This window comes from Pseudonocardia sp. HH130630-07, assembly GCF_001698125.1.
In the GTDB taxonomy this organism is placed as follows: Bacteria; Actinomycetota; Actinomycetes; order Mycobacteriales; family Pseudonocardiaceae; genus Pseudonocardia.
The window spans coordinates 173,748-197,507 of record NZ_CP013855.1 but is presented as its reverse complement, the minus strand read 5'-3'; the positions used below and the strand labels follow the sequence as shown (position 1 = coordinate 197,507).

Below are 23,760 nucleotides of genomic sequence, written 5' to 3'. Positions count from 1 at the left end.
GGGCAGGGGAACTACGCCGCGGCGAACGCGGCCCTGGACTCGCTCGCCGCGCGCCGTCGCGCCGCGGGTCTGCCGGCGACGTCGCTGGCCTGGGGCCCGTGGTCGGCCACGGGCGGCATGACCGGCGAGCTCACCGACGCCGACCTGGCACGCCTGGCCCGCGCCGGAACCCCCGCGCTGGAGCCGGAGCAGGGTCGCGAGCTCTTCGACGCCGCGCTGGCGGCCGACCGCGCCACGGTCGTCCCCGTGCGGCTCGACCTGCCGCTGCTGCGCGCCCGCGGCGAGGTCCCGGCGTTCCTGCGCGGTCTGGTGCGTGGGCCCGCCCGCCGCACCGCCGCCGCGGACACCGCAGGCCCCGGGTCCGGCGTGGCCGGTCTCTGGCGGGGCCTGGACGCCGCCGACCGCGACGCCGCCGTGCTCGCCCTGGTCCGCGACGAGGTCGCCGCCGTGCTGGGGCACGGTTCCGGCGCCGAGATCGACCCGGACCGGGCGTTCACCGACCTCGGCTTCGACTCGCTCACCGCGGTCGAGCTGCGCAACCGGATCGCCTCGACGACCGGGTTGCGGCTGCCCACGACGCTGGTCTTCGACTACCCGACCACGTCCGCGCTGGCCGGGCACCTGATCTCCGCCACCGTCGGCGGGGACGGCCCCGCCCGGCCGGTGACGCCGGTGCTCGCCACCGGCGACGACCCCGTCGTGATCGTCGGCATGGCGTGCCGCTACCCGGGAGGCGTGTCCTCGCCGGAGGACCTGTGGCGCCTGGTCACCGACGGCGGCGACGCGATCTCCGGGTTCCCGACCGACCGCGGCTGGGACCTGGAGACGCTGCATGACCCGGACCCGGACCGTCGCGGCACCACCTACGCCAGTGGCGGCGGTTTCCTGCACTCCGCGCCCGAGTTCGACCCCGGGTTCTTCGGGATGAGCCCCCGCGAGGCGCTGGCCACCGACGCCCAGCAGCGGCTGCTGCTGGAGTCGTCGTGGGAGGCGTTCGAGCGGGCCGGGATCGACCCGCGGACCCTGCGCGGCAGCGCGACCGGCGTGTTCGCCGGGCTGATGTACAACGACTACGGATCGATCCTGGCCCGCGGCGACTTCGAGGGGCTGCAGGGCAGCGGCACCGCGCCCAGTGTCGCGTCCGGCCGGGTCGCCTACGCGCTCGGGCTCGAGGGCCCGGCCGTCACGATCGACACCGCGTGCTCGTCGTCGCTGGTGGCGATGCACTGGGCCGCGCAGGCGCTGCGCTCCGGTGAGTGCTCGCTGGCCCTGGCCGGCGGCGTCACCGTGATGTCCACCCCGGCCGCGATCCTGGAGTTCTCCCGCCAGCGCGGGCTGTCCCCGGACGGGCGGTGCCGGGCGTTCTCCGACGACGCCGACGGTGTCGGCTGGTCCGAGGGCGTCGGCATGCTGGTGCTGGAGCGCCGGTCCGACGCACTGCGCAACGGCCACCAGATCCTAGCCGTGCTGCGCGGCTCCGCGGTCAACTCCGACGGCGCCTCCAACGGTCTGACCGCGCCGAACGGGCCCTCGCAGCAGCGCGTCATCCGGGCCGCGCTGGCCGGTGCGGGCCTCGGCACCGCCGACGTCGACGTCGTCGAGGCGCACGGCACCGGCACCACCCTGGGCGACCCGATCGAGGCCCAGGCCCTGCTGGCCGCCTACGGGCAGGACCGGGAGACCCCGCTCTACCTGGGCTCGGTGAAGTCGAACATCGGCCACACCCAGGCTGCGGCCGGGGTGGCCGGTGTGATCAAGATGGTGGAGGCGATGCGGCACGGGGTGTTGCCGGTGACGTTGCACGCGTCGACGCCGTCGTCGCACGTGGACTGGGACGCGGGTGAGGTGGAGCTGCTCACCGAGCCGCTGCCGTGGGTCACCGACGGGCGTGCGCGTCGTGCGGGTGTGTCGTCGTTCGGGATCAGCGGGACCAACGCCCACCTGATCCTGGAGGCCCCCGAGCCCGCGCAGCTCCCCGCGCCGGGCACCGCGCTGCCGGACACCGCGCTGCCGGCCGCCCCGCTGCCGATCGTGGTCTCCGGGCGCACCCCGGCGGCCCTGCGCGACCAGGCGGCGCGGCTGTCCCGCCACCTCGACGCGCACCCCGACACCGACCTCGGTGACGTCGCGGCGTCGCTACTGGGCACCCGCACCGCCTTCGAGCACCGCGCCGCCGTGGCCGCCGAGGACCACGACGGGCTGCGCCGGGCGCTGGACGCGCTCGCCACCGGCGCCGCGGCGACGGGTCTGGTCGAGGGCACCCCCACCGGCGGACGCACCGCGTTCCTGTTCGCCGGCCAGGGCTCCCAACGCCCCGGGATGGGCCGCGAGCTGTACGCGCGGTTCCAGGCCTACGCGGCGGCGTTCGACGCGGTGGCCGCGCACCTGCCCGCCGAGGTGCTCGACGCCGCGCTCGGCGACGACGCCGACGCCCTGACCCGCACCGGTCACGCCCAGCCCGGCCTGTTCGCGCTGGAGGTCGCCCTCTACCGGCTGGTCGAGTCGTGGGGGATCGTCCCGGACCGCCTGGCCGGGCACTCGATCGGGGAGATCGCGGCCGCCCACGTGGCCGGGATCCTGTCCCTGCCGGACGCCTGCGCGCTGGTGTCGGCGCGGGCGCGGCTGATGCAGGCCCTCCCCGCCGGTGGCGCGATGGTCGCGGTCGCGGCGTCGGAGGACGAGGTCGTCCCGCACCTGAGCGACGGGGTCGCGATCGCGGCGGTGAACGGGCCGTCGTCGGTCGTGGTGTCGGGGGCCGAGGCTGAGGTCGAGGCCGTGGTGGCCCGGTTCGCCGACCGCCGCACGAAGCGGCTGCGGACCTCGCACGCGTTCCACTCGCCGCTGATGGCGCCGATGCTCGACGAGTTCCGCACCGTCGTGGAGGGACTGAGCTTCGCCGCACCGCGGATCCCGGTCGTCTCGACCGTCGCCCGGGGCGCCGACCTCACCGACCCCGGCTACTGGGTCGAGCACGTCCGCGCGACCGTGCGCTTCGCCGACGCCGCGGCCGCCCTCGCCGACGACGGCGTCACCACCGCCCTGGAGCTCGGTCCGGACGGCGTGCTGTGCGCGCTGGTCGAGTCCGCGGCACCGGACCGGATCGCGGCCGCCCCGGTACTGCGCCCGGACCAGCCGGAGACGCGCACTGTCGTCGCGGCGCTGGGGCACCTGTGGGTGCACGGGGTGGACCTGCCCGCCACCCCGGGCGGCGCCGCCGGACCCGCCCGCCGGGTGGACCTGCCCACCTACGCGTTCCAGCACGAGCACTTCTGGCCGGACGTCCCCGCCGCGGGCGCCGCCACCGACGGCGACGGCAGCGCCGACCAGGCGCTGTGGGGAGCCGTCGAACGCCAGGACGACACCGAGGTCGCGGCCCTGCTCGGACTCACCGACGACCGGCACGCCGCGTTGTCCGCGTTGCTGCCCGCCCTGTCGTCGTGGCGCCAGGGCCGCCACGAGAAGGCGCGCCTGGACCGGTGGCGCTACCGGACCGGATGGACCTCCCGCCGCGTCACCGCCGGCGCCCGCCTGGACGGGACGTGGCTGCTGGTCCGCGCCGACGACCCGGCGGGACAGGCCCGCGCGACCGAGGTCGCCGACGCGCTGCGCGCCGCCGGGGCCGAGGTCGCCGACCTCGTCCTCGACGCCGCCTGCACCGACTCCGCCGAGACGGCGGCCCGGCTGTCGGCCCGCCCCGCCGAGCTGACCGGGATCGTCTCCCTGCTCCCGCTCGCCGAGCGCCCCGCGGCACACCGCCCGCAGGTCCCGCTGGGGCTCGCCCTGACCGGCGCGCTGGTGCAGGCACTGGCCGCGATCGAGTCCGCGACACCGCTCTGGACGCTGACAGCGGGCGCCGTGCGCACCGGGCCCGCCGATCCCGCGCCGCACACCGACCAGGCCGCCGTCTGGGGTCTGGGCCGGGTCGCCGCGCTGGAGCACCCCCGGCTCTGGGGCGGGCTCGTCGACCTGCCCGCCGAGCCCCACCCGAACGCACTCGACCGGCTGGCCGCCGTGCTCACCGGCCCGGCGGGTGAGGACCAGGTCGCGCTGCGGGCCGGCACCGCCTGGGGACGCCGGCTGTACCGGCACCCGGTCGACGCGCTGCCGCCGGAGACCGCGTTCACCGTGTCCGGCAGCGTGCTCGTCACCGGTGGCACCGGAGCGCTGGGCGGCGAGGTCGCCCGGCTGCTGGCCCGTTCCGGCGCCCGGCACCTGGTGCTCACCGGGCGTCGCGGACCGGACGCTCCCGGCGCCGCGGACCTGGCGGCCGAGCTGGAAGGACTCGGCGCGAGCGTGCACGTCGCGGCCTGCGACGTCACCGACGCCGACGCCGTCGCGGACCTGCTCGCCGCGGTCCCGGCCGAACACCCCCTGACCGGTGTCGTGCACGTCGCCGGCATCGGTCAGGCGTCCACGCTGGAGGACACCGGCCCGGCCGAGTTCGATCGGGTCTACGCGGCCAAGGTCACCGGCGCGCGCGTGCTCGACGACCTGCTCGGCGACCGCGAGCTGGACCTGTTCGTGCTGTTCTCCTCGATCGCGGGGGTCTGGGGCAGCCGCGGCCAGGCCGCCTACGCCGCCGGCAACGCCGCCCTGGACGCGCTCGCGGAGGAACGTCGTGCCCGCGGTCTGGTCGCGACGTCGGTCGCGTGGGGCCCGTGGGCCGACGCCGGCATGGCCACCGACGACGCGGTCGCCGCCGACCTGGCCCGCGCCGGGCTGCGCGCTCTGCCGCCCGCCCCGGCCGTCACCGAGCTGCGCCGCGCCCTGGTCCAGGACGACACCTGCGTCACCGTCGCCGACGTCGACTGGCAGCGCTACGCCCCGGTGTTCACAGCCGCCCGCGCCTCGGCACTGTTCGACCCGATCGACGACGTCGCCGCCCTGGACCGGGCGCCCGACGACGCCGCGGGCGGGGAGCTCGCCCGTCGCCTGCGCGACCTCGACGGGGCCGCCCAGCAGCGCCTGCTGCTCGACCTGGTCCGCGCCGAGGCCGCCGCGGTGCTCGGACACGGCACCGCCGACGCCGTGGCGGCGACCCGCTCGTTCCGGGACGCGGGACTCGACTCGCTGACCGCGGTGGAGCTGCGCAAGCGCCTGGTCGGGCTGACCGGGCTGGCGCTGCCGGCCACCCTGGCCTTCGACCACCCGAGCCCGTCCGCACTGGCCGAGCACCTGCGCGAGCAGCTGCTCGGGCTCACCGACGCGGGTGGCCCGGTCGCGGCCACGACCGCGGTCGACGACGAGCCGATCGCGATCATCGGGATGGGCCTGCGGTTCCCCGGCGGCGTCGCCACACCCGAGCAGTTCTGGGACCTGATCTCCGGTGGCGTCGACGCCACCGGCGAGTTCCCGACCGACCGCGGCTGGGACGCCGACGGCCTGCACGACCCGGACCCGGACCGGCCCGGGCGCACCTACACCACCCGCGGCGGGTTCCTGCACGACGCCGCCGAGTTCGACCCCGCCTTCTTCGGCATCTCCCCACGCGAGGCGCTGTCGATGGACCCGCAGCAGCGGCTGCTGCTGCAGACCGGCTGGGAGGCGTTCGAGAGGGCCGGGATCGACCCGGCGACCCTGCGCGGCTCCCGCACCGGCACGTTCGTCGGATCCAGCTTCCAGGACTACGGCGCCGGCGCCGCGGCCGGCAACGGCGCCTCCGAGGGGCACATGGTCACCGGGACCATCCCCAGCGTGCTGTCCGGGCGGCTGTCCTACCTGTTCGGGCTGGAGGGCCCCGCGGTCACCGTCGACACGGCGTGCTCGTCGTCGATGGTGGCACTGCACCTGGCCTGCCAGTCGCTGCGCAGCGGGGAGAGCACGCTCGCCCTGGTCGGCGGCGCGACCGTGATGGCCACCCCGGCGCCGTTCGTGGCGTTCAGCCGCCAGCGCGCACTGGCCGCCGACGGGCGGTGCAAGGCCTTCGGCTCCGGCGCGGACGGGATGAGCCTGGGCGAGGGCGTCGCGGTGCTGCTCGTGGAGAAGCTGTCCGACGCGCGCGCCCACGGGCACGAGGTGCTCGCCGTGGTGCGGGGGTCGGCGGTGAACCAGGACGGCGCCTCGAACGGGCTGACCGCGCCGAACGGGCCGTCCCAGCAGCGGGTCATCCGGCAGGCGCTGGCCAACGCCGGGGTGGAGCCGGGCGAGGTGACCGCGCTGGAGGCGCACGGCACCGGGACACCGCTCGGCGACCCGATCGAGGCCCAGGCCCTGATGGCCACCTACGGCCTCGACCGCGACCCGCAGCGCCCGCTGCTGCTCGGTTCGGTCAAGTCCAACATCGGGCACACCCAGTCCGCCGCCGGTGTCGCCGGCGTCATCAAGATGGTGCTGGCCATGCGGTACGGCCTGCTGCCGCCGACGCTGCACGCCGGCGAGCCGTCGGCACAGATCGACTGGTCGCCGGGCGGGGTCGCGCTCGTCGACGAGCCCACCGAGTGGCCCGAGGGCAGCCGCCGGGCCGGGGTGTCGTCGTTCGGGATCAGCGGCACCAACGCGCACGTGATCCTGGAGGAGGGCGACCGGGTCCCCGCCCGCGCCGAGCAGGTCACGGTGGACGCCCAGGACGCGTCCGCCGACGGCCTGGAGCCGGATGCGCCGGCGCCGGCGACACCCGCAGCCCTGCCGTTCCTGATCTCCGCCCGCGGCGCGGAGCCGCTGCGCGATCGCGCCGCTGCGATCGCCTCCCTGCTGGGCGTCGCCGACGCCCCAGCCCCGGCCGATGTGGCGTTCTCGCTGGCCACCACCCGCGCGCAGATGGTCGACCGGGCCGTCGTCGTGGGCACCGGCACGGACGAGCCCGCCGAGCGGGCCCGTGCACTGGCCGCGGGGGAGCCCGCCGCCGGGATCGTCACCGGCACCGCCGACGTCGACGGCCGGACCGTGTTCGTGTTCCCCGGGCAGGGCGCGCAGTGGGCGGGGATGGGCGCCGAGCTGGCGGCCGCGTCGCCGGTGTTCGCCGCCCGCCTCGACGAGTGCGCGGCCGCGCTGTCCCCGCACGTCGACTGGGTGCTGCGGGACGTGCTGACCGGCGCCGAGGGGACACCGACGCTGGAGCGCGTCGACGTGGTGCAGCCCGCGTCGTTCGCGGTGATGGTGTCGCTGGCGGCGGTGTGGGCCGCCCACGGCGTCACCCCGGACGCGGTGCTGGGGCACTCGCAGGGCGAGATCGCCGCCGCGGTCGTGTCCGGTGCGCTGTCGCTCGACGACGGTGCCCGGGTGGTCGCGCTGCGCAGCCGCGCGATCGCCGAGCACCTGTCCGGGGCCGGCGCGATGATGTCGGTCGCGCTGCCCGCCGACGAGGTCAGGGCCCTGCTGGCGGAGCACCCGGGCGAGCTGTCGGTGGCCGCGGTCAACGGGCCGCGCTCGGTCGTGGTCTGCGGCGAGCCGGACGCGGTGACCGCGCTCGGCGAGCAGCTGCAGGCGCGCGAGGTGCGGGCCCGCCGGATCGCGGTGGACTACGCATCGCACTCGGCCTACGTCGAGGCCGTCGAGGAGCCGGTGCGCGCCGCCCTCGCCCCGATCACCCCGGTGGCCTCGAGCGTGCCGTTCCTGTCCACGGTGACCGGTGACTGGCTCGACACCACGACGATGGACACCGGGTACTGGTACGAGAACCTGCGCCGCGAGGTCCGGTTCGCCCCGGCCGTGCGCGCCCTGCTCGAGCAGGGCCACCGGAGGTTCCTGGAGATCAGCCCGCACCCGGTGCTGACGATCGGCATCTCCGAGACCGTCGAGGAGCTCGGCGCGGACCTGGGCGGCCCGGCACTAGTGTCAGGCACTCTGCGCCGCGACGAGGGCGGCCCGGACCGCGTCCTGACCGCGCTGGCCCAGGCCTGGGTGCGCGGCGTCGACGTCGACTGGACCCCCGCCGTCGACGGTGGGCGCCGCGTCGCGCTGCCCACCTACCCGTTCCGCCGCGAGCACCTGTGGGCGATCGCCGAGCCGGTGGCGACGCTGCGCGAGTCCGACGCGGCCGAGGTCGCGTTCTGGGACGCCGTCGACGCCCAGGACCTCGACACCCTGAGCTCGGACCTGGACCTGGACGCGGGGACCGACGGTGCCTCGCTGGCCGCGGTGCTGCCCGCACTCGCCGACTGGCGTCGCCGGCACCGCGAGCGGGACACCCTCGACGCCTGGCGTTACCGCACGGTGTGGAAGCCGCTGCCGAACACCGCGCCGGGGGTGCTGGAAGGCACCTGGCTGCTCGTCGGCACCGGGGGCACCGGGGCCGACGGGGCCGTGGCGCGGACGCTGCGTGAGCACGGTGCCGAGGTCCGGTACGTGGAGCTCGACCCCACCGGCACCGACCGGGCCGAGGTCGCCGCCCGTCTGGGCAGCGGCCCGGTCGCCGGGGTGCTCTCCCTGCTCGCCGCCGACGAGCGGCCCCTGGCCGAGGGGACGGCGGACGAGCAGCCGTCGCTGACCCGCGGCGTCGCGCTCATCGTGGCGCTGATCCAGGCACTCGGGGACGCGGGCGTCACCGCGCCGCTGTGGAGCGTGACCACGGGCGCGGTCAGCACCGGGCGCGCCGACCCGGTCACCGCTCCGCTGCAGGCGCTCGTGCAGGGCGTCGTGTGGACCGCGGCGCTGGAGCACCCGGAGCGGGTCGGCGGCACCGTCGACCTCCCCGCAGAGCTCGACCAGCGGGCCGCCGCCCGCCTGGCCGGCGTGCTGGCCGGGCATACCGGCGAGGACCAGGTCGCGCTCCGCGACTCCGGTGTGTTCGCCCGGCGTGTCGTGCGGGCCGCCCCCGGCGCCGCGCCCGGCGGTCCCGGCTGGACCCCGCGCGGCACCACACTGCTCACCGGCGGCACCGGCACCCTGGCCCCGCATATCGCCCGCTGGCTGGCCCGCCGCGGCGCCGAGCACCTGGTCCTGACCAGCCGCCGCGGCCCGGACGCCCCGGGCGCCGCACAGCTGCTCGCCGAGCTGGCCGAGCTGGGCACCGAGGCCGAGATGGTCGCCTGCGACCTCGGTGACCGGGAGTCGGTCGTCGGGCTGCTGGAGGGCCTGCGCGCCGGGGGCCGCACCGTGCGCACGGTGCTGCACACCGCGGTCTCGATCACTCTGGCCGCGATCGACGAGACCGGCCCGGAACAGGTCGCCGATGTACTGCGGGCCAAGGTCGACGGTGCCCGGCACCTCGACGAGCTGCTCGACGACGACGAGCTCGACGCGTTCGTGCTGTTCTCCTCGACCGCCGGGATGTGGGGCAGCGGGGCGCACGCCGCCTACGTGGCCGGCAACGCCTACCTGGCCGCGCTCGCCGAGCAGCGCCGTGCCCGCGGGGTGCCCGCGACCGCGATCTCCTGGGGGATCTGGGCCGACGACCGCGACCTCGGCCGGGTCGACGCCGACCAGATCCTGCGCAGCGGCCTGGTGTTCATGGACCCGGCCACGGCGCTGGCCGGACTGGCCCGCGCGCTCGACGAGCGGGACACCGTGCTCGCCGTCGCCGACATCGACTGGGAGCGCTACCACCCGGTCTTCACCGCGGTCCGGGAGAGCACCCTGTTCTCCGAGCTGCCCGAGATGCGCCGCCCCGCCGCCGCACCGGAGCCCGCCGCGGCCGCCGCGGGCGGAGCACTGGCGACCCGGCTGGCCGGGCTCAGCCCGGCCGACACCGACCGCGTCCTGGTCGACATCGTGCGCGCCGAGGCCGCCACCGCGCTCGGCCTGTCCGGACCGTCCGAGCTCGGCGAGCGGACCGCGTTCCGCGACGTCGGGTTCGACTCGCTGACCGCGGTCGAGCTGCGCAACCGGCTGGCCGCCGCGACCGGACTGACGCTGCCCACCACGACGGTGTTCGACCACCCGAACCCGGTCGCGCTCGCGGCGTTCCTGCGCTCGATGGTCACCGGCGACACGGCCACGCCCCCGACCGGCCCGGTGCCGGCCGCCGCCGTGGACGACGAGCCGGTCGCGATCGTCGCGATGAGCTGCCGCTACCCGGGCGGGGTCGGCTCGCCCGAGCAGCTGTGGGACCTGGTCACCGGAGGTGTGGACGCGGTCTCCGGGTTCCCCGCGGACCGCGGATGGGACGCCGAGGCGATCTTCGACCCGGACCCCGACCACCCCGGGACGACCTACTCCACCCAGGGCGGCTTCCTGCACGACGTCGCCGACTTCGACGCCGACTTCTTCGGCATCTCGCCCCGCGAGGCGCTGTCGATGGACCCGCAGCAGCGGCTGCTGCTCGAGACGGCCTGGGAGGCGTTCGAGCGCGCCGGGGTGGACCCGGCGACCCTGCGCGGCAGCACCACTGGCACCTTCGTCGGTGCCAGCTACCAGGACTACTCGGCGGGCGCCGGCGAGGGCGGGTCCGAGGGCCACATGGTCACCGGCGCGCTGTCGTCGATCCTCTCCGGGCGGGTGGCCTACCTGCTCGGGCTGGAGGGGCCGGCGATCACGCTGGACACTGCGTGCTCGTCGTCGCTGGTGGCGCTGCACCTGGCGTGCCGCTCGGTGCGCAGTGGTGAGAGCTCCCTCGCGCTGGCCGGCGGTGTGTCGGTGATGTCCACCCCGGACGCGTTCATCGGCTTCAGCCGGCAGCGGGCGATGGCGGTCGACGGCCGTTGCAAGGCCTACTCCGACTCCGCCGACGGGATGACCCTCGCCGAGGGCGTCGGGCTCGTGCTGGTCGAGCGGCTGTCCGAGGCCCGGCGGCTGGGCCACCCGGTGCTGGCCGTGATCCGCGGCTCGGCGATCAACTCCGACGGCGCGTCGAACGGCCTGACCGCCCCGAACGGGCCCGCGCAGCAGCGGGTGATCGGTGCCGCGCTGGCCGACGCCGGGCTGACCCCGGCCGAGATCGACGTCGTCGAGGGCCACGGCACCGGCACCGCCCTCGGCGACCCGATCGAAGCACAGGCGCTGCTGGCCACCTACGGCCAGGACCGGGAGCACCCGCTGCTGTTGGGCTCGGTGAAGTCCAACATCGGCCACACCCAGATGGCGTCCGGCATCGCCGGCGTGATCAAGACGGTGCTGGCGATGCGGCACGGCGTCGTGCCGCGCACGCTGCACGTCGACCGGCCGTCCACCCACGTGGACTGGAGCGCCGGCGAGATCACGCTGGCCCGGGACGAGTTCTCCTGGCCACGGACCGGGCGTCCGCGCCGGGCCGCGGTGTCCTCGTTCGGGCTGAGCGGCACGAACGCCCACACCGTGCTCGAGCAGGCCCCCGACGAGGCCGAGGACGTGACCGAGCCGGCGCAGGTCTGCGTGCCGGTGATCGTCTCCGGCCGCTCGCGGGAGGCGCTGAAGGCGCAGGCTGCGGCGCTGCGGGAGCGTCTCGCCGAAGGGGTGCACCCCACCGATCTGGCCTACTCGCTGGCCACCTCCCGCGGGCTGTTCTCCCACCGCGCCGCGGTCGTGACCGGGGGCCCCGACAGCGACCCGGACGCACTCGACCGCGCGTTGTCCGCGATCGCCGACGACCGGCCCGACCCGGCCCTGATCCGCAACGACACCGCGGGCGCCGGCCCGGCACGCGGCGGCCTCGCCGTGGTGTTCACCGGGCAGGGCAGCCAGCGGCCCGGCGCCGGACGTGAGCTCTACCGCGCGTTCCCGGCGTTCGCCGACGCGCTCGACGAGATCCTCGCCCGATTCGACACCGAGCTGGACCGTCCACTGCGCGAGGTGATGTTCGCCGAGGACGGCAGTCCCGACGCCGCCCTGCTCGACCGCACCGGCTACACCCAGCCCGCGCTGTTCGCGATCGAGGTCGCGCTGTTCCGCCTGGTCGAGTCCTGGGGCGTGCACCCGGACCAGGTCGCCGGGCACTCGATCGGTGAGCTGGCCGCCGCGCACGTCGCGGGCGTGCTGTCCCTGGACGACGCGTGCACTCTGGTCGCTGCCCGCGGTCGCCTGATGGAGGCGCTTCCCCCGTCCGGCACGATGATCGCCGTCGAGGCCTCCGAGGACGAGGTGACCCCGCTGCTCACCGACGGCGTCGCGATCGCCGCGGTGAACGGGCCGCGCGCGGTCGTGGTCTCCGGGGACGCCGACGGGACGCGTGCGGTCGCCGCACAGCTGGCCGCGGGCGGTCGCCGCACCCGCGAGCTGACCGTCAGCCACGCGTTCCACTCGCCGCTGATGGACCCGATGCTCGCGGAGTTCACCGCGATCGCCTCCCGGCTCCGGTTCCACGCCCCGCGGATCCCGCTGGTCTCCGACCTGACCGGGGAGCCGGTCGACGCGGAGGCGGTCACCACGGCGCAGTACTGGGCCGACCACGTCCGCGGCGCCGTCCGGTTCGCCGACGTCGTCCGCGGCCTGGTCGCGGCCGGAGCCGGCGCCGTGCTGGAACTGGGCCCGGACGCGGTGCTCACCGCGATGGCCCGGGACACCCTCGACGCCGACGGCCTCGGCGCGGACGTCGCGCTGGTGCCGAGCCTGCGCCGGGACCGCCCGGAGGCGGCCGCGCTGACCGCGGCCCTGGCCGGGCTGGTCGTGCACGGCGCGCAGACCGAGCTCGGCGCGTTCTTCGCCGGCACCGGCGCCCGCCGGGTCGACCTCCCGACCTACGCCTTCCGGCGTCGCCGGTTCTGGCCGGAGCCGACCGCTGCCGGCGCCACGCCCACCGGCACGACCGACCCGGTGGACGCCGAGTTCTGGGCCGCGATCGAGCACGCCGACCTGGACACACTCGCCACCGAACTCGAACTCGACGGTACAACGCTCGGCACGGTGGTCCCGGCGCTGTCGTCGTGGCGACGTCGCCGGACCGAACGCAACGCCGTCGACGGATGGCGCCACCGCGTCACCTGGGCGCCGCTGCAGTCCTCCCGCGACGCCGTCGTCGACGGGACCTGGCTGCTGGTCGGCACCCCCGACACCGCGCCGCTCGCCGACGCGCTGGCCGGCGTGCTGGGGCAGCGGACCGTGCGGTTCGAGACCACCACCGCCGAACGCTCCGACCTGGCCGCTGGGCTGACCGCGCGGCTGGCCGAGGCGGCCGCGCCGGTGACCGGCGTGGTCTCGCTGCTGGCGACGACCCCCGGCGAGGTGACCACCGCGGCCGGGCCGGTCCCGGCCGGGCTGGTCGCCACCACCACGCTGCTGCAGGCACTCGGCGATGCCGGGATCACCGCGCCGCTGTGGGCGCTGACCCGCGGCGCGGTGTCCACCGGACGCTCGGACCCGCTGCGCTCGCCCGAGCAGGCGGCCGTGTGGGGCCTGGGCCGGGTCGCGGCGCTGGAACACCCCGACCGCTGGGGCGGCCTGGCCGACCTGCCCGGCGACGCGTCGGCGTCCGACCCGTCGGTGCTGCGCCGCCTGGCCGGAGCGCTGGCGGCCACCCCGGGCTCCGGGGAGGACCAGATCGCCGTCCGTACGTCCGGGGTACTGGGCCGGCGGCTGAGCACCGCGCCGGACACGACACGCGCTGCCGACGGCGTCGACCTCGCCGACCTGGCCGGTTCCACCGTGCTGGTCACCGGCGGCACCGGCGGGATCGGTGCCCGGCTGGCCCGGCAGCTGGCCGGGGCCGGTGTCGCGCACCTGCTGCTGGTCAGCCGGCGCGGACCGGACGCGCCCGGCGCGGACCCGCTGCGTGCCGAGCTCACCGCGCTCGGCGCCGGGGTCACCCTCGTCGCGGCCGACGTCGCCGACCGCGACGCGATGGCCCAGGTCCTGGCCGGGGCACCGGCGGACGCGCCGCTGCGCGCGGTGTTCCACACCGCGGGCGTCGTCGACGACGGCGTCCTGGACGGGCTCACCCCCGAGCGGCTCGGGACCGTGCTGCGGGCCAAGGCGGGCGCCGTCGCGGTGCTCGACGAGCTCACCGCGGACCACGACCTGGCCGCGTTCGTCCTGTTCTCCTCGGTCGCCGGCACCATCGGCGCCGCAGGGCAGGGCAACTACGCCGCCGCGAACGCCGTGCTCGACGCCGCCGCCGTGGTGCGGCGTGCCGCAGGGCGCCCGGCCACCTCGGTGGCATGGGGCCCGTGGGACGAGACCGGCATGGTCGCCGACGGGGACGGTGTCGCGCGTCGCGTCGCCCGCGGGGGCCTGCACCCGATGGCACCCGAGCGGGCGCTGGGCGCGCTGTGGACCGCGCTGGCCCACGGCGACACCACTGTCGTCGTCGCCGATGTCGACTGGAGCCGGTTCGCCCCGGTGCTCTCGGCGTCCCGCCCGGCCCCCCTGGTCGCCGACCTGCCGCAGGTGCGGGCGCTGGCGCCCACCGCGGTCGAGGCCGGTCCGGCGGCACCGGACCTGGTGCGCACGCTCGCCGCGCGGCCGGACGCGGAACGGGCCGGTGTGGTCGCCGAGCTGGTCACCGCCACGGTGGCCGGTGTACTCGGCCACGGTGACCCGTCCGCGATCACCGCGGACCGGGCGTTCACCGACCTGGGCATGGACTCGCTGACCACGGTCGAGCTGCGCAACGCCCTCGGCGCCGCGACCGGCCTGACCCTGCCCACGACCGTCGTGTTCGACCACCCGACCCCCGGTGCGCTCGCCGCGCACCTGCTCTCCGAGCTGCGTCTCGGCGAGCCCGCGGCGGCGGTCCCGGCCCACCGGGCCGCCTCTGCCGGGACGGGCCACGACCCGGACGACCCGGTCGTGATCGTCGGCATCGGCTGCCGCTACCCCGGCGGGGTCACCTCGCCGGAGGAGCTGTGGGACCTCGTCGACGCTGGTCGTGACGCCATCACCGGCTTCCCGGCCGACCGCGGCTGGGACCTGGAGTCCCTGGCCGCGGGCGGCTCGGACACCGGCCACGGCGGGTTCTTGCACGACGTCGCCGACTTCGACGCCGGCTTCTTCGGCATCTCCCCGCGTGAGGCGCTCGCGATGGACCCGCAGCAGCGACTGCTGCTGGAGACCGCGTGGGAGGCGTGCGAGCGGGCCGGGATCGACCCGCGCAGCCTGCGCGGCGCCGACGCCGGCGTGTTCGTCGGCACCAACGGGCAGGACTACCCGCAGATGCTGCGCCGCGCCCGCGCCGACGTCGCCGGGCACGTCGCCACCGGCAACACCGCGAGCGTCCTGTCCGGGCGGCTGTCCTACGTCCTCGGGCTCGAGGGGCCCGCGGTCACCGTCGACACCGCCTGCTCGGCATCGCTGGTCGCGCTGCAGTGGGGCGCGGCGGCACTGCGCTCCGGCGAGTGCTCGCTGGTGTTCGCGGGCGGGGTCTCGGTGATGGCCGGGCCGGACTCGTTCCGCGAGTTCTCCACCCAGTCCGGGCTCGCCCCGGACGGCCGGTGCAAGGCCTTCGGTGACGGCGCCGACGGGACCGCCTGGTCCGAGGGCGCCGGCGTGCTGGTCCTGGAACGCCTGTCCGACGCCCGCCGCCACGGCCACCCGGTGTGGGCGGTCGTCCGCGGCGGAGCGATCAACCAGGACGGCGCGTCGAACGGGCTGACCGCGCCGAGCGGGCCCGCCCAGCAACGGGTGATCCGCACCGCGCTGGCCGACGCCAGGCTCGGCCCGGCCGACGTCGACGCCGTCGAGGCACACGGCACGGGCACCACGCTGGGCGACCCGATCGAGGCCGGTGCCCTGATCGCCACGTACGGGGCCGACCGCAGCGAGCCGCTGCGCCTCGGCGCGCTCAAGTCCAACATCGGGCACAGCCAGGCCGCCGCCGGTGTCGGCGGCGTGATCAAGATGGTGATGGCGATGCGGCACGCCACGCTGCCGCGCACCCTGCACGCCGAGACCCCGTCGTCGCACGTGGACTGGGCCGCGGGCGCGGTCTCGCTGCTCGCCGAGGCGGCGCCGTGGCCGGAGCGCGGCCGCCCGCGCCGGGCCGGCGTCTCGGCGTTCGGCGTCAGCGGTACCAACGCGCACGTCATCGTCGAGCAGGCCCCGGCCGAGGCCGAGGCTCCCGCTGCGGAACCGGTCGGGCACGTGCCGTGGGTCGTCTCCGGCGCCGGCCGGGCCGCACTCGACGACCAGATCGCCCGCCTGGACGGGCACCCCGGCTCCACCGTGGACGTCGGATGGTCGCTCGCGACCGGCCGCACCGCGTTCCGGTACCGGGCCGTCCTGCTGGCCGACGGCAGCACCACCACCGAGGTGGCCCGCGGCACCGCCGTGACCGGTGGCCGGCTGGCCGCGCTGTTCACCGGGCAGGGCTCGCAGCGCCCGGGCATGGGGCGGGACCTGTACGCCCGCTTCCCGGTCTTCGCCGACGCGTTCGACGCCGTCTGCGCGCACCTGGACACCGAGCTGGACCGCCCGCTGCGCGACGTCGTCTGGGGGGAGGAGCCCGGCGAGCTGACCCACACCGGCTACGCCCAGCCCGCGCTGTTCGCGATCGAGGTGGCGCTGCACCGGCTGCTCGAGTCCTGGGGCGTCGTCCCGGACGTGCTGGCCGGGCACTCGGTCGGCGAGATCGCGGCCGCGCACGTGGCCGGGGTGTTCTCGCTGGCCGACGCGTGCACGCTGGTCGCCGCGCGCGGCCGGCTGATGCAGGCGCTGCCCACCGGCGGCGCGATGGTGGCGCTGGGTGCCTCCGAGGACGAGGTGACCCCGCACCTGACCGGCGGTGTCGCGATCGCCGCGGTGAACGGCCCGACCTCGGTCGTGGTCTCCGGCACCGAGGCCGAGGTCGAGGCCGTGGTCGCGCGGTTCGCCGACCGCCGGACCACGCGCCTGCGGGTGAGCCATGCCTTCCACTCGCCGCTGATGGACCCGATGCTCGACGACTTCCGCCGGGTCGTGCAGGGTCTGGAACTCGCGGAGCCCACCCGGCCGGTGATCACCGCCCTGGCCGGCACGACCGGCGCGGACATGGCCGGGCCCGACTACTGGGTCCGCCACGTCCGGGAGCCGGTGCGCTTCGCCGACGCCGTCGCCGGGCTCGTCGCGGCCGGCGCCACGGGCTACCTGGAGATCGGCCCGGACGGCCCGCTGTCCGCGATGGCCGCGCCGATGATCGACGACCCGGACGTGGTCTGCGTGCCGGCACTGCGCCGTGACCGCGACGAGGTCGCCACCCTGACCACCGCGGTGGCCCGGCTGCACGTCACCGGGGTGCCGGTGGACTGGGCGCGCTGGTTCGACGGCACCGGCGCCCGCCGCGTCGACCTGCCGACCTACGCGTTCCAGCGGTCCCGCTTCTGGCCCGAGCCCGCACCCGCAGACGCCGCCGGCACGGACCCGGTGGACGCCGCGTTCTGGGACGCCGTGGAACGCGGGGACCTGGAGTCGCTGGCCGGCACGCTGCACGTCGGCGACGACACCCTCTCCGCGATGGTGCCGGCGCTCTCGGCGTGGCGCCGGGACCGTCGCGAGCGCACCGCCGCCGACGGGCTCCTCTACGCCACGACCTGGCGGCAGATCACCGACCGCGAGATCACCGACCGGGCGACGCCGGAGCAGGCACCGCGGGTGCTGCTGCTCGTCCCGTCCGGCACCGGCTCCCATGATCACCTGGAGCACCTGGACGCGATCCGGGTCGAGGTCGGCCCGGACGGCGACCTGACCGGAGCGGAGACCGACGTCGACGTCGTGCTCTCGCTGCTCGACACCGCCCCGGCGGAGCTGCTCGCGGCCCTGGACCGGGCCGGGGTGGACGCACCGCTGTGGTGCGCCACCCGCGGAGCCGTCGCGGTCGACCACACCGAGTCGCCCACCGACCTGGACGCGGCCGCCCGCTGGGGTGCCGCCCGGACCACCGCCCGCACCGCTCCCGAGCGCTGGGGCGGGATGGTCGACCTCGACCTCGACCCCGACCTCGACGCCGCGGGTGCCGCGGCGCTCGCCGAGGTTCTGACCGGCCGCCACGGCGACGAGATCGCGGTCCGTGGCGGGCGTGTCCTGGCCCGCCGGCTGGTCCGCGCGGACGGCGCGACCCGGCCCTGGACGCCGAACGGGACGGTGCTGGTCACCGGCCCCGCCGACGGTCTGGGCGGGCGGATCGCCCGCCGGGTCGCCGCCCGCGGCGCGGAACGCGTGCTGCTGCTCGACCCGGCCGGCCCGGACACCCCCGCGGCCGTGACGTTGCACGAGGAGATCGGAGTGACCGTCGTCGCCACCCGCGCCGCCGACTACTCCGCCGACCGCGCCCCCGCCTTCGACGGCGACACCCCGACGGCCGTCGTGCACGCCGAACCCGCTGGCCGCAGCGCCGTCGACGGGGCGCTCGCCCTGGACGCGGCACTGCCCGACGTGGACGCGTTCGTCCTGTGCACCACGATCGCCGCGACCTGGGGCGTGCGCGGGCAGGACGCCGACGCCGAGACCGGCGCCGCCTACACCGCCATCGCCGAGCGCCGCGCCGCACGCGGCGCGTCCGGCACGGCCCTGGCCTTCGCGGCCTGGAGCGGCCTGGTCGAGAACTCGATGGCCGCGCACCTGCGGCTCAACGGCCTGCCCACCCTCGACCCGGACCGGGCACTGTCCGCGCTCGGCGCGGCGGTGGCCGCGGGCACGTCGGTCACCGTGGCCGACGTCGACTGGGCGACGTTCGCGCCGTCGTTCGCCCCCGGGCGGATCGCGGCCCTACTCGACGAGCTGCCCGAGGCCCGGCGCGCGATCACCGACACCAGCACCGCCCCCGCGGGCGACGCCGAGCTGTCCGCCCGCCTGGCCGGCCTGACCGCCGAGCAGGGCGCCGAGGTGGTGCTCGACCTGGTCCGGGCCGAGGCGGCCCACGTACTGGGCCACGACGGCCCGGCGGCCGTCGAACCGGACCTGCCGTTCACCGACCTCGGGTTCGACTCGCTCACCGCGGTCGACCTGCGCAACCGGCTCACCGCGGCGACCGGGCTGACGCTGCCGGCGACCCTGGTGTTCGACCACCCGACCCCGGACGCGCTGGCGGAGCAGCTGCGCAGCGAGCTGACCGGGCAGCGCAGCGCGGTCGCCGACACCTCGGTGACCGTGGCCGACGCCGACGATCCGGTCGTGATCGTCGGGATGAGCTGCCGCTACCCCGGCGGGGTCCGTTCCCCGGAGGACCTGTGGCGGCTGCTGACCGAGGAGACCGACGCCGTCGGCGGGCTGCCCGTCGACCGCGGCTGGGACCTCGACCGGCTCGCCGCCGGGCGGGGCGTGTCCCGCGCAGGCGGGTTCCTGCACGACGTCGCCGACTTCGACCCCGGCTTCTTCGGCATCTCACCACGCGAGGCGATGGTGATGGACCCGCAGCAGCGGATCGTCCTCGAAGCCGCACAGGAGGCGTTCGAACGGGCCGGGATCGACCCGTCCACGCTGCGCGGCAGCGACACCGGCGTGTTCGTCGGCGGCGGCACCGGTGACTACCGGCCGCCGTCGGGCCAGGAGGGGCACTCGGCCACCGCACAGTCGGCCAGCCTGATCTCCGGCCGGCTATCCTACACCTTCGGGCTGCAGGGCCCGGCCGTCACCGTGGACACGGCCTGCTCGTCGTCGCTGGTGGCGCTGCACCTGGCCGCGCAGGCGGTGCGGGCGGGGGAGTGCTCGATCGCCCTCGCCGGCGGTGTCACGGTGATGTCCACCCCCGTCGGGCTCGTCGAGTTCGGCGAGATGGGCGCGCTGTCCCCGGACGGGCGGTGCAAGGCGTTCTCCGACTCCGCCGACGGCACCGGCTGGTCCGAGGGTGTCGGCCTGCTCGTCGTCGAGCGCCTGTCGCAGGCCCGCCTGCGCGGCCACGAGGTACTCGCGGTGCTGCGCGGCTCGGCCACCAACCAGGACGGGGCGTCGAACGGGCTCACCGCGCCGAACGGCGGCGCCCAGCAGCGCGTCATCCGCCGCGGGCTCGCCGTGGCGGGGCTCTCCCCGGCCGAGGTCGACGCCGTGGAGGCACACGGCACCGGCACCACGCTCGGTGACCCGATCGAGGCCCAGGCCCTGCTCGCGACCTACGGGCAGGACCGGACCGAGCCGCTGCTGCTCGGGTCGGTGAAGTCCAACATCGGCCACACCCAGTCCGCCTCCGGTGTCGCCGGCGTGATCAAGATGGTGCTGGCGATGCAGCACGGAACCCTCCCGGCGACCCTGCACGTGGACCGGCCGTCCTCGCACGTCGACTGGTCGGCCGGCTCGGTGTCGCTGCTGACCCGGGCGCGGCCGTGGCCGGAGACCGGCCGACCGCGCCGGGCCGCGGTGTCCTCCTTCGGCGCCAGCGGCACCAACGCCCACGCGATCCTGGAGCAGGCACCGGCCGTCGAGGCACCGGCGGCACCGCGGACCTCCCGGACGGTCGTGCCGGTACCGGTGTCCGGCCGCAGCGCGGCGGCACTGCGCGCACAGGCACAGCGGCTGCGCGAGCACGTCGCCCGCACCGGCGACGGCGTCGCCGACATCGCGTTCTCCGCGGCCACCACCCGGGCCGCCTTCGAGCACCGCGGCGCGGTCGTCGCCGCGACCCACGACGAGCTGCTCGACGGGCTGGCCGCACTCGCCGAGGGCCGTCGCGGACCGGGCGTCGTCGACGACCGGGCCGTGCGGCGGGGCAGGACCGCGTTCCTGTTCGCCGGGCAGGGCTCGCAGCGCCTCGGGATGGGCCGGCAGCTCCACGAGCGCCTCCCGGCGTTCGCGGCCGCGTTCGACGAGGTCTGCGACCGGCTCGCCGGCCACACGGACGTGGACGTGCGTGCGGTCGTCCACGGCACCGACGCCGACGCGCTCGACCGCACCGGCAATGCTCAGCCAGCGTTGTTCGCACTCGAGGTGGCGCTCTACCGGCTGCTCGAGTCGTGGGGCGTGACGCCGGCGTTCGTGGCCGGGCACTCGGTCGGTGAGATCGCCGCCGCGCACGTCGCGGGCGTGCTGTCGCTCGACGACGCGTGCGCCCTGGTCGCGGCGCGCGGCCGGCTGATGCAGGCGCTGCCGACCGGCGGCGCGATGGTCGCGGTCTCGGCCACCGAGGAGGAGGTCACGCCGCTGCTCACCGCGGGGGTGGCGATCGCCGCGGTGAACGGGCCCACCTCGATCGTCGTGTCCGGGGACGCGGACCAGGTCGAGGCCGTGGTCGCGCCGCTGCGCGAGCAGGGCAGGCGTACCCGGCGGCTGCCGGTCAGCCACGCGTTCCACTCGCCGCTGATGGACCCGATCACCGAGGACTTCCGGGCGGTCTGCGCCTCGCTGACCTTCCACGCGCCGTCGATCCCGGTGGTGTCCACGCTGACCGGCCGGATCGCCGAGGACGGGGAGCTGGGCGACCCGGAGTACTGGGTGCGGCACGCCCGCCACGCGGTGCGCTTCGCCGACGCGGTGACCACCCTGGCCGGGCGCGGCGTGACCGTGTTCGGCGAGCTCGGCCCGGACAGCACGCTGGCCGCCCTGGCCCGGGAATCGCTCCCCGGGGGCGACACCGTGACCGTCGCCGGGCTGCTGCGGCGCGACCGCGACGAGGAGACCACCCTGGTCTCCGGGCTGGCGACGCTGGCCGCGGGCGGGGCGGGCGGGGCGGGCGTGGACTGGCCCGCGTTCTTCGCCGGTACCGGGGCCCGCCGGGTCGCGCTCCCGACCTACGCCTTCCAGCACGCCCGCTTCTGGCCGAAGCCCGTCGCCCCGGCCGCACCCGCCGGCGCGGCCGGTGACGACTCGGCCTTCTGGGACGTCGTCGAGCGCGGCGATCTCGCCGGGTTGGCCGGCACGCTGGGCGTCGAACACGGGGAGCTGTCCGCGGTGCTGCCCGCGCTGGGGGAATGGCGCCGCCGGCACCGCGAACGTTCGGTCACCGACGGGTGGCGTCAGCGCATCACCTGGACCCCGCTGACCGGCCTGCCGCAGGCCCGGCCGTCCGGGACCTGGCTGGCCGTGCTGCCCGCCGGTCTGGCCGGCGACGCCTGGGTGCGCGCCACGCTGGACGCGCTCGGCACCGGCGTCGTCCCGCTCGAGGTCGGGGCCGGTACGTCGCGCGCCGAGCTGGCGGCGCAGCTGAGCCCGCACGTCGGCGCCGTGTCCGGCGTGCTGAGCCTGCTGGCACTGGCCGACCCGGAGCCGGACGCCGTGGTACCGGCCGGCACCACGGCCACCGCCACGCTGGTGCAGGCGCTCGGCGACGCCGGGCTGCCCGCACCACTGTGGGCGGTCACCCGCGGGGCCGTCTCGGTCGCCGCGACCGAGGCACCGGCGCGACCGGAGCAGGCCGGGGTGTGGGGCCTGGGCCGGGTGGCCGCGCTCGAGCACCCGGACCGCTGGGGTGGTCTGGTCGACCTCCCGGAGGCAGCGGGTGACATCGACGACGCCGTCGCCGCGCGGCTGGCCGCGATCCTGGCCGGCCACGAGCACGAGGACCAGGTCGCGATCCGGGCGTCGGCGGCGTTCGGCCGCCGGCTCGTCGCGGCCGGGGACAGCGACGACGACACGGCCTGGGAGCCGACCGGCACCGTGCTGATCACCGGCGGCACCGGTGCACTCGGTGCGCAGGTCGCGCGGCACCTGGCCACGACCCGCAGCGACGACGGACGGGCCCCGCACCTGCTGCTCGCCGGGCGCCGCGGGCCGGACGCACCGGGTGCGGACGATCTGGTCGCGGAGCTCACCGGGCTGGGCGCACAGGTCACGGTCGCGGCGTGCGACGTCGCCGACCGCACGCAGCTCACCGCGCTGCTCGACGGTGTCGGTGACGAGCGGCCGCTCACCGCCGTCGTGCACACCGCGGGCGTGCTCGACGACGGCGTCCTCGACGGCCTCACCCCCGAACGGTTCGCCGCGGTGTTCCGGTCGAAGGTCACCTCGGCGCTGCTGCTCGACGAGCTGACCGGCGACCTGGACGCGTTCGTCCTGTTCGCCTCGGCCTCGGCCGCGGTCGGCAACGCCGGGCAGGCCAACTACGCCGCGGCCAACGCCGTGCTGGACGCGCTGGCCGAGCGTCGCCGCGCCAACGGCCGGGCCGCGACGTCGATCTCCTGGGGGGCCTGGGGCGGTGCCGGGATGGCGGCCGGTGCCGACGCCGAGGAGGTGTCGCGGCGCACCGGCGTCACACCGATGGACCCGGACCGCGCGGTGGCGACGCTGCGCCGGCTGGCCGGGGGACATCAGGCCACCGCGGTAGTGTCCGACGTCGACCTGGCGCGGTTCGTGCGAACGTTCACCGCGGCCCGCCCGAGCCCGCTGCTGCGCGAGCTGCCCGGCTACGCCGATCTGGCGGCCACGACACCGGAGCCCGCGGGCACCGACAGTGGCCCGTCGCTGCGGGAGAAGCTGGCCGGACTGTCCCCGGCGCGGCGCCGGCGGACGCTGCTGGAGCTCGTGTGCGGCCGTACCGCCGACATCCTCGGCTACGGCGGTGCCGACGAGATCGGGCCGGACCGCGCGTTCCGCGATCTGGGCTTCGACTCCCTCGCCTCGGTGGAGCTGCGCAACCAGCTCGGCGCGGCGACCGGGCTGAGCCTGTCGGCGACGCTGGTCTTCGACCACGCGACGCCCGGTGAGCTCGCCGACCACATCGGCACCGAGCTCGGAAGCGGGTCCGGCAGCGGACCCGACAGCGGATCGGACCCGGGGCCGGACGCGCAGGAGGCCGAGGAGGCCGGGATCCGGGCACTGCTGGCGAGCGTGCCGCTGGAGCTGTTGCGTGAGTCCGGGTTGCTGGACCCGGTGCTCGCACTCGCCGGCAGCCCCACCCACGGCCACGCGGGCGGCAACGGGCACGCAGCCGCCGACGGCCACACGGCCGGCAACGGCAACGGCAACGGGCACGCGGGTGGCAACGGGCACGCGGGTGGCAACGGGCACGCGGGTGGCAACGGGCACGCCGCCGCTCACGGCCCGGACGGCGACGACGGCGCGATCGACGACATGGCGATCGACGACCTCGTCCGCGCTGCCCTGGACAACGAGCACGACGAGGACCGGAGCGCACGATGA

At 76.6% G+C, this 23,760-nt stretch carries 1 protein-coding gene (cut by a window edge); it reads left to right on the top strand.

Features of this window, described 5'->3' with window-relative positions; genetic code table 11:
- Nucleotides 1–23,760, top strand: the 3' portion of a protein-coding gene (locus AFB00_RS29665; RefSeq protein WP_083276246.1) for a type I polyketide synthase. Its footprint begins 4,551 nt before the window's first position; the window shows 23,760 of its 28,311 coding nt (coding positions 4,552–28,311); the start codon falls outside the window, past its left edge; it ends in the stop codon at nucleotides 23,758–23,760.